This is a genomic window from Paenibacillus sp. LHD-38 (assembly GCF_031157315.1).
Classification (GTDB): domain Bacteria; phylum Bacillota; class Bacilli; order Paenibacillales; family Paenibacillaceae; genus Pristimantibacillus.
The window spans coordinates 371,007-385,641 of record NZ_JAVIFU010000001.1 but is presented as its reverse complement, the minus strand read 5'-3'; the positions used below and the strand labels follow the sequence as shown (position 1 = coordinate 385,641).

Below are 14,635 nucleotides of genomic sequence, written 5' to 3'. Positions count from 1 at the left end.
AATAGTCAAATGGCCCAATCCTTGTAAGTCCCTTTTGCATACAATGCTCTAGCCCAATTGATTAGGAGTGATTATGCATGTCATTTATGCCTCCTCCCGGCCCGCCTCCAGGACCGTTTGGACCGTTTGGACCGATCGGGCCGTTTGGCCCACAAGTACCGCAAGGACAACAAGGACAACAAGGACAACAAGGAATGATGGGTGCACCAACTGCGCCGCCCCCTTCGTTTACGCCGCAGCAGCCTTCACAGTCCTTGTTCGCCGTTGATCCTGGCGCTATTTCCGGCTGTCTGTTCCGAAATACCTTTGTTTGGCTAGCAAATGGTCAAAGCTTTTGGTTTTTCCCCGTATTTGTAGGGCGTAATTCTGTCGCCGGCTTCCGTTGGTTCGGAAGATCATGGATGTATATGGGAATAGATTTGCGTCAAATCAACTCCTTTACTTGCTTCTAAACTTTTCTTTCAAAAAAACGGCTTCCTCTCAAAGAATGAGAAGGAAGCCGTTTTATTAGATATCGACTATGCGCTTGCACCGCGAAGCATGCTCTTCATATAACTGCTGCATGCGACAAGGAAGTACAGCGTCTGCATCGCAATATAAATGCCGATAACGATAAAGGAATAGATCCAGTTAGAGGATTCCATCATATTATCGAGTGCTTGCATCGCAAACAAAGCGTGAGAAATACCGACGACAACAGGAACAAAGAAAACGATACCGACCTGCGTAACCACGATTTTGCGAATCTCGCCCTTTGTCATGCCGATTCGGGTCAGCGCTCTAAACTGTGCTTGATCCTCCTGCAGCTCGGTGAACAGCTTGAAATAAATCATGCTGCCGGAAGCGATAAAAAATAACAAGCTGATGAACATGCCTATAAACAGTGTTAATGAAACCGTCTCGTTCATTTGTTCCAAATGGTCTGCGCGCCTAAAATCTATTTGACCTTGGAGTTCTTCGGGTACCAGCTTACTCAGCTTATCAGCAGTCGCAGCTGAATTCTCCCAATCACTTAGCTCGTAGCCGTACATCGTAAACAACTGATCCTCCGGCACATCCGATAACAGCTCTATATAGGAGAAATCATCCATTACGAACGTGTAATAATTGCTCTGAAGCCCGTTCATTACCGTCGCTTCAATCTCGCCGCTAATTTCGAATTGTGCTGCTTTGCCGTTGATACTCCCTTTTACAACGCCGGTCGGATTTGTATCCTTTCTGGAAAATGACGAAACTAGAATTACCTTGCCATTTTCAGGTTGAATGTTCGGCTGATTCGTTAATTCAGCAAGCTTATTGTAATCCGTAGCCGAGAGAATCAACGCGTCAAAATCCGATTCGCGGAACTCCTCATCTCCCCATTGGACGGAATAACGATTAATAAGCACGCCGGCAGCCTTTATTTCTTCCGTTATTTGAAAGCCATCCTCGGCGACGATGCGCTTAAGCTCAGCAGGATCGATGACTTTATGTGTATTTAAGCCCGTCTCACTGTAGGCAAGGGAGAAGGGAGAATTCTCAAGCATTCCTTTTTTTCCGCCTATTTGCAAAATATATACGGTTCCTAAGGCGGTCATAATGACGGCGCTCAGAATCGATACGATAAATAGAATTCGCGCATTGTCTCTTATTTTGTAGCCAAGCTGAGCGAAAACAATCATATTCGTGCGCTTATAGTAAAGCGCCGCCCGTTTCTGGATAAACCTTAGCAGCAGTATACTGAACTGCGTAAAGAGAAAATACGTACCGATTACGACGGTAACCAATATGGGCAGTGCCAGTATAATAAAAGTTCCGCTGTTCATGGCCAAGGCCATGCCGTAAGCTGCCATTAAACAGAATACAGCCACGGCAACCAGCCAGGGTGAAAACACGAGCTGCCCCTTTGGCTTGCGCGCGGCTTTCAGCAAATCGACAATTTCGGTACGGCCGATGCGCAGCGCAGTCAAAATGGAAATAAGCATAAACAGGACAAAAAATCCGCCTGCGGTAAGTCCAATCGCTTTAACAGGCGCTGCAAAAGGAATCGTTTTTTCTAAACTCAACAGCACCGATAGAGTCATAAAAAACAGCTTGCTGAACAACATGCCGAGTCCGATCCCTGCGACGATGGCCAAAAAGGCGATCGCGGCATTTTCGTAGATGACCAGCTTTCGCAGCTGTACTCTTGTCATGCCGAATAAGGAGAATAAACCAAACTCCTGCTGCCTCGTCTTTAAAAAGGCGGAATTCGAATACAGCACAAACAAAAACGAGAATATAACGATAATGTACTCGCAGAACTCCATGCCTTTACGTATTTTCGATGCCGCCATAATATGGCCGCTCAATACCTCGGGATGGTACAGAAATGCCGCATAAATGTAAAAGATCATAACGGAAAACACGCTGCTCAGAAAAAATGCGCTGTATGATCGCCAGTTGCCCCGAATATTACTAAGCGCGAGCGAACGGAACGTCATCGAAATTACCTCCCAGCACGCTGAGCGCGTCTAAAATTTGTTGGAAGAACGCTTGTCTATTCGAACCTCGGCGAATTTCCGAGAAAAACTTCCCATCTTTGATAAAAACAATTCGCTGGCAATAGCTCGCCGAGAACGGATCATGCGTCACCATGAGCACTGTCGCCTTAAACCGCTCATTCATATCCTTGAGCGAATCCATGACATCTTTCGCCGATTTCGAATCCAGATTTCCGGTGAGCTCGTCGGCAAGCACAAGCGAAGGTTGGTGAATAATAGCCCGTGCGATCGCAGCCCGCTGTTTCTGTCCGCCGGATACCTCATAGGTCCGTTTATTCAGTATCGCTGCGATTTGCAGCAGCTCCGCTAGCGGATTCAGCTTCTGTTCAATTAGTTTCGGTGCCATGCCCTCCAATACGAGCGGCAAAATGATATTTTCCTTTATCGATAACGTATCCAGCAGATTAAAATCCTGGAAGACGAAGCCAAGCTCGCGCCGGCGGAATAAAGCCAACTTCTTATCGGTCAGCTTGCTTGGATTGACGCCGTTGATTTCGATCTCGCCAGAGGTTGGCCGATCAATCGTTGATAATAAATTTAGTAACGTTGTTTTCCCGCTTCCTGAAGGTCCCATTACGCCTACGAATTCTCCCGCTTCAACCTGCAGTTCAATATCCTCAAGCGCTTTATATGCAACGTTACCTTTGCTGCTGTATATTTTGCCTAGCCCTTGTGCTTTTAGTACGCTCATTGCTTTGTTCCTCCCCAAATCTGATCTATAGTGTGCTTCGATAGCCTTAGTATAGACGAGAAGGATACATGAATCCCATCGATTTCCCTTTCAATTATCTGCTGCGAACCTTACAAAGTTGTCACCTAGATACCCTCCTCCTCCTGGCTGCCCAATATATGAATGCCGCGAGGCTGAAATACGATAGTCATCGCCGTGCTCTCTCCCAATACGGAGGTTACGGACAGCTCGTGGCCCAGCCGGCTGCATACCTGCTTCGCCAAATAGAGACCCATCCCTGTCGACTCCCCTGTTGTACGGCCGTTCTCTCCTGTAAAGAATGGATCAAAAATACGCGGCAGCTCATGCGAAGCTATGCCCATACCCTCATCGGACACGGTAAGCTTGCCTCCGGCATTTCCGAAAGCTTCCATCGTAAAAATAATCTTTTTGGCGCCCGCTTTGCTTTTGCTGTATTTGATCGCGTTGCTGACGAACTGATTTAACACAAATGTCATCCACTTCTCGTCCGTTTCCACCCAAGCCTCGCCGTCAATGCGCGGAAAAATGGAGTGCCTTATACACAGCTTCTTATGCGCATTTACCACGTTCCTTGCCAAAGCATGCAGCGCCGTTTGCTTAACATGGAGATCTATTTCAAACTTGTCCAGCCTTGCGGTATAAAGCATCATTTCAAGCCCGCGCGTCATTCGGTCCGTCTCTTCCTGCAGGCTCAGCGCGAGCAGCCTCTGTTCTTCCTGAGTGGATGCGGGTTTCTGCAGCGCTTCTTGCGCCAGCAAGTCGACAACCGATACTGGCGTCTTCATATGATGTACCCATTGGAGCACAAAATGATTGTGCAGCTCCTGCTGCCGGCGATACTTGCCGAGCTCGTTCAAATAGGCACGGTTCTGCTCCTCGAGCATCTTGGAGACAAGCTTCTGCTCCTGTGTAACGGTGGTTTTTATGATCGACGTAGCCTTGAGCTCTTCAGACCGGTTAATTGCATCGATTAATTGCTTGAAATAAGCACGCTGACGAACATAATCAACAGCCAGCCATACCCCAAGAAAAAATAAGGCCAGCACCATAAAATAATAAACCGTACCCAGCTCGACAAGGCCTGGATAACGCTCCCGCTCAAGAAGCAGCATGCTGAACGACAGCAAAATAATCAACAAAGCCATAAAAATAAACAACAACCTGTCACGCAAAAATAACGCCAACGACAAGCCTCTCATCGGGGCGCCCCCTTTGGGATAGTCAACTTATAGCCCTGACCGCGCACGGTTTCTATCGCTTTTTGCAGCCCAAGCTCCTCAAGCTTTTTCCGAAGTCTCGTCACGTTTACGGTGAGCGTATTGTCGTCAACAAATTGCACGTCGTCCCAGAGCGCCTCCAGCAGTTGCTCGCGTGACACGACGACGCCGGATTGCCTCATTAAGCATTCAGCAAGCAGCTGTTCATTTTTCGTCAGCTCAACGCGCAGGCCGCTCCATTCCAATTCGTTGCGATTCAAAAAAAGATGCAAGCCATTTGCTGACAACTCCCCATGCGACACGGCTCCTGTGTCAGCTGCTGTTGTCGATCCGGGTGCCGCATATTCCCCATAGGTTCTCCTCAGCACACTCTTCACCTTCGCCATAAGCAAATCCAAATGAATCGGCTTCGTTATGTAATCGTCACCGCCGTTCTCGATCGCCATTACCTGATCCATTTCACCTGCTCTTGCAGAGATGAAAATAATCGGAATTCTCGACCTGGCACGGATTTGTCTGCACCAATAATAACCGTCGAAATACGGCAAATTAATGTCCAACAGCACCAAATGCGGCTCAAAGGCCTCCAGCTCTGGCATAATATCGCGAAACTGCTTGACGGCAGCTGCCTCAAAGCCATATTTATTCATGTTATTTTTCAAAATAGAAGCGATTTTGTCATCGTCCTCCACGATAAAAATGCGATACACGGGGATCCCCCTCATCCTTTTCATTTCTAACAATTATAGCTTACATTAATGTTCGCAGGAGGCAAAACAGAAAAAAGGAGCCCTTTTACAGGCCCCTCTTTCGACGGTGTTTGATCGTATGAGTCTCTTCACATCTAACACTTCACATTGTTAAGATTACTTGGGCACCGCTTGTTTGCATTCCGGTTTAATGGATCGCAGTAAGCGTGTGTGTTCGAGAATGCTCTACGACACAACCCCTCGCTTTCATAAAAGCTTAGTGATTAAATTAAATAAGTTCCTCCAGTAGCCCTAGCACCAATTGGTCCAACGGAACCACACCTCTCTTCACACCGTCAATACTATCATGCACCTTTTTTGCAAAGCTTATTCATAAAACGAATTAAAAAGTTGAGTATAGAAAAGAATCGCTTTTCAAGCAAGCTGATGGCAAGCTGATGAACCAAGAAAAGCGGGTCACCAAACCCGCCTCTTCTCCCGCTTATGGATTACTCGTACAGCACCGCTTTGATCTCTTCGTTATCGATATTGGTTTTGTCGTACCAGTAGAAGCCGGTATCAATGTTCGCTTCGACGGCTTCGCCGTTTACGGCGGCTACTGCCGCTTTCACCGTTTCATAGCCGATGCCGATCGGGTTCTGGGTAATAGCGCCCGCCATCGCCCCACTCTTGATCGCGTCAATTTGCTGCTTGCCGGAATCGTAGCCAATCACCGTGAGTTTACCTTCCAAGCCGAGCTCGGATACGGCGTTGATGACGCCGATGGCGGAGCCTTCGTTGGCGCCGAAGAAACCTTTCAGATCCGGGTTGGCCTGCATGATCGCCTTCGCAAGATCGGTTGATTTCAGATGATCGCCGCCGCCGTATTGGATGTCGACGATTTCGATATCAGGATATTTGGCTTCAATCTGCTTCACGAAGCCGTCGCGGCGGTCGACACCTGTACGGCTCGTTTGGTCATGCACGATCAGCGCCACTTTTCCTTTATTGCCGATTAGCTCTGCCATCTTGTCGGCTGCCAGACTGGCCGCCGCAATGTTATCCGTCGAAGCCCTTGCAACCGGGATATCGCTTTCTACGCCGGAGTCAAAGGAGATGACCGGAATTTTCGCATCTTTCGCCTGCTGAAGCAGCGGAATCGACGCCTGGCTGTCCAGCGCTGCGAAGCCGATGGCGCTAGGTTTCTTATCAAGCGCGGCCTGAAGCATCTCGATCTGCTTGTCGACCTGCGACTCCGTCTCGGGACCCTCGAATGTGATTTCCACGCCCAGCTCGTTCGCCGCTTTTTCGGCGCCTGTTTTGACCGCCTGCCAGAATTGGTGCTGGAAGCCCTTTGAGATGATCGGAATATACAGCTTCTCCCCGCCTGCGGCAGCAGGTTCGGCGTTCGCGTTTGCCGCGCCTTCTTTTGCATTCCCTGTGTTATTGTTTCCGCCTCCGCAAGCACTTAGGACGGTTACCGCAACTAGCAGCAATAAGATCAGAACGGACATCTTTTTCATACCGGAATCTCCCCTTAGTTTGGTTTATTGTATGAAAACTCCCGAAGAATCGGGAGGCACTGCCGGAATCGCTTACTTCTTGCGGCGGCGAAGCATATCCGCGTATACCGCCAGCAGGATGACGAAGCCTACAACGACGGTCTGCCATTCCTGCGGAACGGACATGATGCGCAGTCCGTTGGTGAGGACGCTCATGATGAGCGCGCCGATGACGGTGCCGATGATCGTGCCTTTGCCGCCGCTGAGAGATGTTCCTCCTATGACGACAGCCGCAATCGCCTCCAGCTCATAGCCCATGCCGAGCGCAGGCTGCGCAGAATTCAGACGGGAAGCCATCAGCACGCCGGCAAGACCTGTGAACAAGCCGGTAATCGTATAAATGATAATTTTCCATTTGTCCACGTTTACGCCCGACAGGCGGGTCGCTTCCTCATTGCTGCCGAGTGCAAAGTTGTAGCGTCCGACGATCGTCTTTGCCAGCAGAATGGTGCCAATGATGGCGGCGAGGAAGAAAACCAGCACCGCGTTCGGTATTTTGAAGCCCGGAATGATCGAGTTCAGCAAGGAGCCCAGAGCGATCTCGCGGAATACCGGCGTGTCGTTGAAGTAGATCGGCTTCGTGCCGGAGATGACGAGCGCAAGTCCTTTGGCGATCATCATCATCGCCAGCGTGGCGATGAACGGCGGTATTTTCAGCTTCGCGACACTGAGCCCGGACAATAACCCGCAGAAGGCGCCGGTCAGAATGCCGCCAAGGATGCCGAGCGGTACCGGCACGCCCCAGAACGTGATGAACACGCCGGTCATCACTGCGCTGAGCGTCATCACCGTGCCGACGGACAAGTCGATGCCCCCGGTAATGATGACGAATGTCGAGCCGAGCGCCAGCACTCCGATGACCGCGGTGGAGAGCAGAATGCCGACGATGTTGGAGAAGCCGAAGAAATTGCTTGATGAGAGCGAAAAGAACATGACCAGCACGACCAGGCTCGTAAACGCCAGCAGTTGCTGCAGCGCGCCCGATTTGATTTGAACCGGATTGCGTGCTACGGAAAGCTTCATATTAATACCTCCTTCAATACTCGCTTGGTGGCAAGCTCCATGATGCGCTCCTGCGTCGCTTCGGAACGCGTAAGCTCGCCGGTAATGCGGCCTTCGCACATGACGACGATCCTGTGGCTCATCCGGAGAATTTCCGGCAGCTCGGAGGAAATCATGATGATCGATTTGCCCTGCTCCGCAAGCTCGTCGAGGAGCTTGTAAATTTCGCTTTTTGCGCCGACATCGATGCCGCGGGTCGGCTCGTCGAAGATGAGGATGTCACAGTCCCGCGTAAGCCATTTGCCGATGACGACCTTCTGCTGGTTGCCGCCGGACAGAAATTTCACAACCTGATCCACGCCGGGCGTTTTCACCTTCAGCATTTCCACAACCCTCTCGGATGCCAGCCCGATGGCACCGTCCTTCATGAAACCGAGCGGCCCCGAAAAAGATCCGTAGCTGGCAACTGCAACGTTCGTCTTCACGTCCATATCGACCATGCACCCGTACCGTTTGCGGTCCTCCGACAAATAACCGATGCCGTGCCGGACCGCGTCGTACGGGCTACGAATGGCGACCTTGCGGCCGTGGACGGCCATTTCGCCCGAATCGACCGGATCGGCGCCGAATACCGCCCGCGCCATCTCCGTACGCCCGGCGCCCACCAGACCGGCAACCCCAAGAATTTCACCCCTGCGAAGCGAAAATCCGATGTCTTTCAGCACGCTGCCGCGATTTACGTCTTTTACTTCAAGTACGATCTCTTCACTTGCTTTCTTGGCGTCAGGCACCGACTCGTGGTAAACGGCCCTGCCGACCATCATCGAGATGATCTGGTCGGTCGTCACCTCGTTCGTCCGCACCGTATCGATATAGGAGCCGTCGCGCATGACGGTGATTCGGTCGGTAATCCGCTTCAGTTCGTCCATCCGGTGGGAAATGTAGACGATGCCGACACCGTTTCGCTTCAATTCCCCGATGATGACGAACAAATCCTCAATCTCGCTGTCGCTCAGCGCCGCTGTCGGTTCATCCATGATGAGCACCCGGGCGTTGAAGGAGAGCGCCTTGGCGATCTCGACCATCTGCTGCTTGGCTACCGTCAGCTCCGATACCGGCTGGCGCGGATCCAAATGCAGATTCATCCTCCGGAAAAGCTCCCGCACCTGCTCATGCAGTTTATTTTCATCCAGGAACAGCTTGAATGCCCGCCGCGGCTCCCGGCCGATAAAAATGTTCTGTGCGACGGTCAGGTCCGGCGCCAGGTTAAGCTCCTGGTGGATCATGCTGATGCCGAGGTCCTGCGCCGTTCTCGTATCTGGAATGTCGGTTTCGCTGCCAAGATACGCGATCCGGCCTTCGTCCTTCTGATAGACGCCGGTCAGCACCTTCATCATCGTCGATTTTCCTGCGCCGTTCTCGCCTACCAGAGCGTGAACCTCCCCGCCCAGCAGCTCGAAGCGACAGTCGTTAAGCGCTTTCACGCCAGGAAATGATTTGGTTATGCCCTCCATCAAAATCAGTTGCTTCCCAATCGTCATCTTGCCACCCCGCTTACATTTATCGGTTATAGTTCCTATTGTAAGAGAAGCAGCGGATAGCAGGAATTGAATATCTTCTTCAAAAAGGTAACTATTTTCTGATTCGTCTGACGCCGGATGGTGGGGACGAGGGGGAAAAGTGAAAAAAGGGGTTGTCCAACATGTAGGTTTACCTACATTGGGACAGCCCCTTCCATGTTTATCCATTCTGACGATTACAAAGCTGCTTTAGCACGCCTCCTCTAAGCTCACTCTCCATTCACGCTAACAAACGGAAACAGCAGCTTCTGATGCTCCTCCTCGTAAATATTGTCCTTCGTGACAATGACCGAGCCGGTATCGATGCGCGCCGGAACCTTCTCGCCCCTCAGCGCCTCCACCGCGGTCTTGACCGCCAGGTAGCCCATATTGAACGGCCGCTGCACGACCGTTGCCTGCATGACGCCTTCCTCCAGCAGCCGCACCTCGTCGACCGAGCTGTCGAATCCGACCAGCGTCAACCGGCCCGCCGCCTCCATATCCTGAATCGCGCGGCCTGCACCGACCGTGGACGGTTCGTTCAGACCGACGATCCCGGTCAAGTCTGGATGGTCCCGAATGAGCGATATCGCGATCTCGTAGGCTTTCATTTCATCACCGTCGCTGTAGTAGGTCTCCATGATCTCGAAGCGCGGATCCGCCTCGAGTACGGCCCGGACGCCCTGCTCGCGTTCCATTTGGGACGCTGTGCCCCTGACATAGCTGATGATGGCGATCTTCGACCTGTCTCCGGACAGCTCCGCCATCTTACGGCCGACCTTGCTCCCCGCTTCGATATTGTCCGTTGCGATGAAGCTCCTCGCTGTATCGCTATTAAGCGCCGAATCGACGGTGATCAGCGGAATTCCCGCTTCGTCGAACCGCTCAGCATAAGGAACCAGAAGATTGAAATCCGTAGCTGCCAATACAAGCGCGTCCGGCTTCTTTTCCAGCGTCAGCTCCATCAGCTCGATCTGCTGATCCACATTCGTCTCCCGCTCGGGTCCGATGATATTGACCTCGACGTCGAATTCTTTGGCCGCCTCCATGACACCGTCGCTTAACACGCCCCAAAATTCCATTCCGGTCTCCGTCGATTTGATCAGTACGGTAACTCGCGGGCGTTCCGTCGAGCCGCCACGCAGCGCATCAGCCAAGTTATACATAAGCGCTGCAAGAACGGCCGCGGCCGCCAGCAAGCAGAACCATTTGATCATCGTTCTCCTTCCTGCCATACGTCAGCCGCCTCCTTTCGCGCCGCTTCCTCGGGAAGCAGCAATGGAATCGCCACTGTGACAGTCGTGCCGGCGTCCGGCTCGCTTTCCACCGTCAGCCCGTAGTCATGGCCAAAATACAGCCGTAGCCGTTCATGCACATTCGTCATGCCGACCCCTTTGCCTTCGCGGAATCCCCCGCTGCGGACAGGCGCCAGCAGCCGTTCCAGCGTTTCCGCGTCTATGCCGACGCCGTTGTCCGCGACATGCAGCAAAATTTTTTCCCCGTACCTTTCTCCCGTAATCCGAATCGTACCTGTCCCGTATTTGTTCTTGATGCCGTGATAAATGGCGTTCTCCACCAACGGCTGCAGCGTCACCTTCAGCGTGACATACGAAAGGATCGCCGGATCGACCTCGATCTGGAAATCGAGCTTGTCGCGGTAGCGCATTTTCTGGATCGTCAAGTAATTAGCGATATGCTCGATTTCCGTCCGGAGCGACACCAGCTCCTTCCCTTTGCTGAGGGAAGCGCGGAACAGCCGGGCAAGCGCGGACGTCATAAGGACGACCTCCTCCGACTTCTTCTCCTCGGCCATCCAGATGATCGAATCCAACGTATTGTACAGAAAATGGGGATTGATCTGCGCCTGCAGCGCATTCAGCTCGCTCTTCCGCTTGAATTCCTGCTCCTTCACGACCTGACCCATAAGCTCCCGGATCTGGAACACCATCAGGTTGAAGGTACGGGCGAGCCTGCCGATTTCCTTCGTCCTGTCCACAGGCACTTGGATATTAAAGTTGCCCTTCTCCACTTCCTTCATATGCTCTTGCAGCTGATGAATCGGCTTCGACAGATTGCGCGACAGCAGCACGGACAGCAGAATCGCGGCAAACAAGCTAAAGACGCAAAGCGCCGCGAACGACAGCTTCATCTCGCGCCGGTTGCCGATCAGCTCGTCCGCATAGGAGACACCGACGATTTTCCAGCCGAATTCGGAATCCTGGACGGTGTACATTTTGCGCTGGCCCGCTTCGTCTGAAATGAAGGTGCCACTGCGAACGCTCAGCACCTTGTCAATCGCCTCCGTCTTCAGGCTGCTGTAAATCAGCTGCTGCTGCGGATGGTACACGATCTTGCCTTCGTCGTTGACGATGAAGACGTACCCCCGCTTGCCGAGCTCGATCTGGCTCACGATGTCGTTGATCACGCTGAAGTTCAGATCGACGAGCAGCACCCCCAGCCCTCTCGTATTATCTGCGCTTCGAATCTCCCGGCTCAGGGATACCACCCACCGGTAGTCGTCGTCGAATACCGGCTGCACATGAGGCGGCGAGACGACCGTACGGCCTTCCGCAGCCCGCGCTTCCCGGAACCAGGATTGGCCGGCCGCATTGACGTTCGGATTAAGCCTTGCGCCATTGCGGTCGGAAACGAACCTCTGCCCTTCATAACCGAATGCGCTGATCGAGGCAATATCCTTGCGTGAAATCATAATCGTGCGAAAAAATTCGGAGATGCTCCCGTCATTTTCGGCATCCTGAGACAAATATTCGCGGACAGGCCGGTGGCTCAGGACGAGCAGCGAAATATTTTCCATATTGGTCACGTAGGACTGGATGTTGGCGTTAACCTGCTCGACGAGCTCCCCCGTAAAATCCTTAGCCGTATCGCGGACCGCAACGGCCGAAAGCTGGTAGGAGATCACGCCCATGAAGACTGCCGTAAGCAGGATGAGCACAACGAAGGCCGCGGCAATGTTGGATTGGATGCTCTTGAAACGGAACATATTCACGGCTTCTCCACCGCCGTCTTCTGGCGGTATTCGGACGGTGTCTCGCCGGTCGTCTTCTTGAACAGGACGCTAAAATAATGCGGGTCGGCGTATCCCGTCCTAGCTGCAATTTCGTACGTTTTGAGATCGGTGAATTTGAGCAGCTCCCTGGCTTTCTCTAACCGCTGGGCGGTCAGATATTCGACAAACGTCCTGCCTGTCTGCTGTTTGAACAAAGCGCTGAAATAGCTGCTGCTCATATGGACCTCCTGGCAGATGGTCTTCAGCGAGAGCTCTTGCAGATGGTAGTTCTCTTTAATATATGCCTCCGCCCTGCGAATCTGCGTTTCGGCCAAATCGTTCCGCGCATCCGCAATCCGGCCTACGGCGCGAAGGCATGTGGCATGCAGCCAACTTTCGATATCCTCCAGCGTCTTGAACGCGTAGATGTCCGTGAGCGGATTCACGCGGTCGCCGAACGGCTCCGCATCGGATCCGCCCAGCTCGTCCAGCGTGTGCATGAGTGAAATCAATATTTTCTGGATGCGGATGTAGCACTGACTGATCGACAAATTCGAGGTTTTCAGATGGCTGACGATGCTCGTAATCGCTCGGCTTACCTCCTCGCGAGTCCCGGTCTTCACGCCGACGAGCAGCTTCTTCTCCCAGGACGAAGGCACGGAATCTCCGCTCTCCCGGCGACATTCCATATCCATGATGCTGATCAGCCGATTGCTGCCCAGCATAAACCTGTAATCGAGCGCGGCTAGAGCGGACCGGCTAGAACGGCGGATTCCGCGCAAGCCCGTTTCCGGCCTGCCGATGCCGATCGTCACGGTGAAGCGCAAATAGGTTTCTACCGCATGGCGAATTTCTTCGGCCAGCTGCTGCGCTTGGTCAAGCAGGGCATCTGCGCCTTCGCCGGAAAGAATACAGACGATCTTCTCCTCGCGCGTGCGAAATACGGCGGCGCCGTCTTCACGGCCCGCGATTTCCTGCATGATATTAAAGACGGCGAATCTCAGCAGCTCATGATCTGCCTCCGGATGCGATTCGGCGAAACGGTCGACATCGGCGGCGAACACGATGTAGTCCGGTCCCTCCAGCGGCAGCCTGAAATAAGCGATCCGCTCCTCCGCCTCGCGCTGTCCAATATCCGCGCTTACAAGGCGTTCTAGAAACCGCTCTTTGAGCAGAGGCAGGCTTTCGTGCAGCTGGCGCTTCAGCAGGTCGAGGTTCTCCCGCCGCAGCTTCTCCGCATCCAGCTCCCCCCGCACCTTCTCTAGGACGGCTGTAAGTTCGTTTGATGTAATCGGTTTCAGGATAAAGTCCATCACTTTCAGCTTCACGGCCTGCTGCGCATAATCGAAATCGTCATATCCGGTCAGAATGATGACCTTGGCATGCGGGCACCGCTCGGCCAGCTGGCGGGTCAGCTCCAGCCCGTCCATGAACGGCATATTGATATCCGTCAACACGATATCGGGCGCCAGCCGCTCCGCCGCCTCCAGCGCTTCAAAGCCATTCTCGCAATCTCCCACGCAATCGAAGCCGTGCTCCTGCCAAGCGATCCGTCTGCGGATGCCTTCGCGGACACCGGCTTCGTCGTCTACGAGCAATATTTTGTACATGGACATCCCCGATCCGAATTTCTCCCTTATAGTAAAGCGATTTTACCATAGGAGAGCGGGGTGTGTCTCCGCTTATAAGCAACTTCTATTCTACTGCCTGCATTTCCGTCTCATTCTCCTCGTCCAAGATATCCTTTGCTTTCAAAACATATATAGCATTTGAAATTCCACTCAGTTCTCTTGAAATATCTTGGACGAAGTTTATAAAAGTCAACCAAATACAGAATAACAGAACTGCAATTACAATTAGCATTGCACTCGTAAGTGACATGACGCACGCAACTTTCCAGTGTTGTGCAAAAACGACCTTTACAACGATAGGGCACTCTCCGTATGTCATGACATCCTTCGCAGACTAAAATTTTAAATCCATTTCTAGGATCGCCACAACCACGGAACTTTTGTATCTCTTTGAGGACATTTGGCCGAATATGCTCTTTATGTTTTTCTACAAACGTATCCCAATGTTGATGTTTATCGAGGAAGATTTCCTTTAAGATGTTCGAGTCCATATCTCCATTCTACCAAAAATTTAAATAAGGGGTAAGCTTCGCTTACCCCAAACCCAAAACATGTAAATTCTTATATGTAGAAAAAAGGAGCCTTTTCAGGCTCCTCTTTCGACGGTGTTTGATCGTTCGAGTCTCTTCACATCTAACACTTCACATTATTAAGAATACTTGGGCACCGCTTTTGCATTCCGTTTTAATGGATTGCAATAAGCGTGTGTGTTCAGAAGTGCTCTGCGGCAC

The 14,635-nt window shown here is 52.1% G+C and carries 11 protein-coding genes and 1 pseudogene; 1 reads left to right on the top strand and 11 read right to left on the bottom strand.

Annotated features, from left to right (window positions below):
* Positions 1 to 77 precede the first annotated feature (77 nt).
* Complete coding sequence (locus RCO25_RS01710; protein WP_308994414.1) at positions 78 to 452, top strand: hypothetical protein; 375 nt, start codon at positions 78 to 80, stop codon at positions 450 to 452.
* Between the two features lie 66 nt (positions 453 to 518).
* Here RCO25_RS01710 and RCO25_RS01705 read toward each other — a convergent pair whose 3' ends face one another.
* From RCO25_RS01705 to RCO25_RS35085, 11 genes and pseudogenes are all read right to left on the bottom strand, one after another.
* Positions 519 to 2,462, bottom strand: a complete 1,944-nt coding sequence (locus tag RCO25_RS01705) for an FtsX-like permease family protein (protein ID WP_308994413.1) — start codon at positions 2,460 to 2,462, stop codon at positions 519 to 521.
* The gene (locus RCO25_RS01700; protein WP_308994412.1) at positions 2,437 to 3,213 is read right to left on the bottom strand and encodes an ABC transporter ATP-binding protein; all 777 of its coding nucleotides are present in this window, start codon (positions 3,211 to 3,213) and stop codon (positions 2,437 to 2,439) included. Before RCO25_RS01700 ends, RCO25_RS01705 begins: the two co-directional genes overlap by 26 nt.
* Before the next feature lie 125 nt (positions 3,214 to 3,338).
* A complete protein-coding gene (locus tag RCO25_RS01695; RefSeq protein ID WP_308994411.1) occupies positions 3,339 to 4,433 on the bottom strand; it encodes a sensor histidine kinase in 1,095 nt (364 codons plus the stop codon).
* Complete coding sequence (locus RCO25_RS01690) at positions 4,430 to 5,161, bottom strand: response regulator transcription factor (RefSeq protein WP_308994410.1); 732 nt, start codon at positions 5,159 to 5,161, stop codon at positions 4,430 to 4,432. Before RCO25_RS01690 ends, RCO25_RS01695 begins: the two co-directional genes overlap by 4 nt.
* Before the next feature lie 488 nt (positions 5,162 to 5,649).
* Entirely contained in the window at positions 5,650 to 6,663 is a 1,014-nt protein-coding gene (locus RCO25_RS01685) for an ABC transporter substrate-binding protein (RefSeq protein WP_308994409.1), read from the bottom strand.
* Between the two features lie 72 nt (positions 6,664 to 6,735).
* Positions 6,736 to 7,725, bottom strand: coding sequence for an ABC transporter permease (locus RCO25_RS01680; RefSeq protein ID WP_308994408.1), 990 nt, complete (start codon positions 7,723 to 7,725; stop codon positions 6,736 to 6,738).
* Positions 7,722 to 9,239: a sugar ABC transporter ATP-binding protein gene (locus RCO25_RS01675; protein ID WP_308994475.1), complete on the bottom strand. Its 1,518-nt coding sequence runs from the start codon at positions 9,237 to 9,239 to the stop codon at positions 7,722 to 7,724. The genes RCO25_RS01680 and RCO25_RS01675 overlap by 4 nt, the downstream gene beginning before the upstream one ends.
* A gap of 254 nt (positions 9,240 to 9,493) precedes the next feature.
* Positions 9,494 to 10,480 carry a substrate-binding domain-containing protein gene (locus RCO25_RS01670; RefSeq protein ID WP_308994407.1) on the bottom strand — a complete coding sequence of 329 codons (987 nt, stop codon included), beginning with the start codon at positions 10,478 to 10,480 and terminating at the stop codon, positions 9,494 to 9,496.
* Complete coding sequence (locus RCO25_RS01665) at positions 10,477 to 12,267, bottom strand: cache domain-containing sensor histidine kinase (RefSeq protein WP_308994474.1); 1,791 nt, start codon at positions 12,265 to 12,267, stop codon at positions 10,477 to 10,479. The genes RCO25_RS01670 and RCO25_RS01665 overlap by 4 nt, the downstream gene beginning before the upstream one ends.
* A gap of 2 nt (positions 12,268 to 12,269) precedes the next feature.
* Complete coding sequence (locus RCO25_RS01660) at positions 12,270 to 13,883, bottom strand: response regulator (RefSeq protein WP_308994406.1); 1,614 nt, start codon at positions 13,881 to 13,883, stop codon at positions 12,270 to 12,272.
* Positions 13,884 to 14,173: 290 nt separating this feature from the next.
* Positions 14,174 to 14,395, bottom strand: a pseudogene (locus tag RCO25_RS35085) (transposase zinc-binding domain-containing protein); the annotation flags it as partial.
* Positions 14,396 to 14,635: the final 240 nt, after the last annotated feature.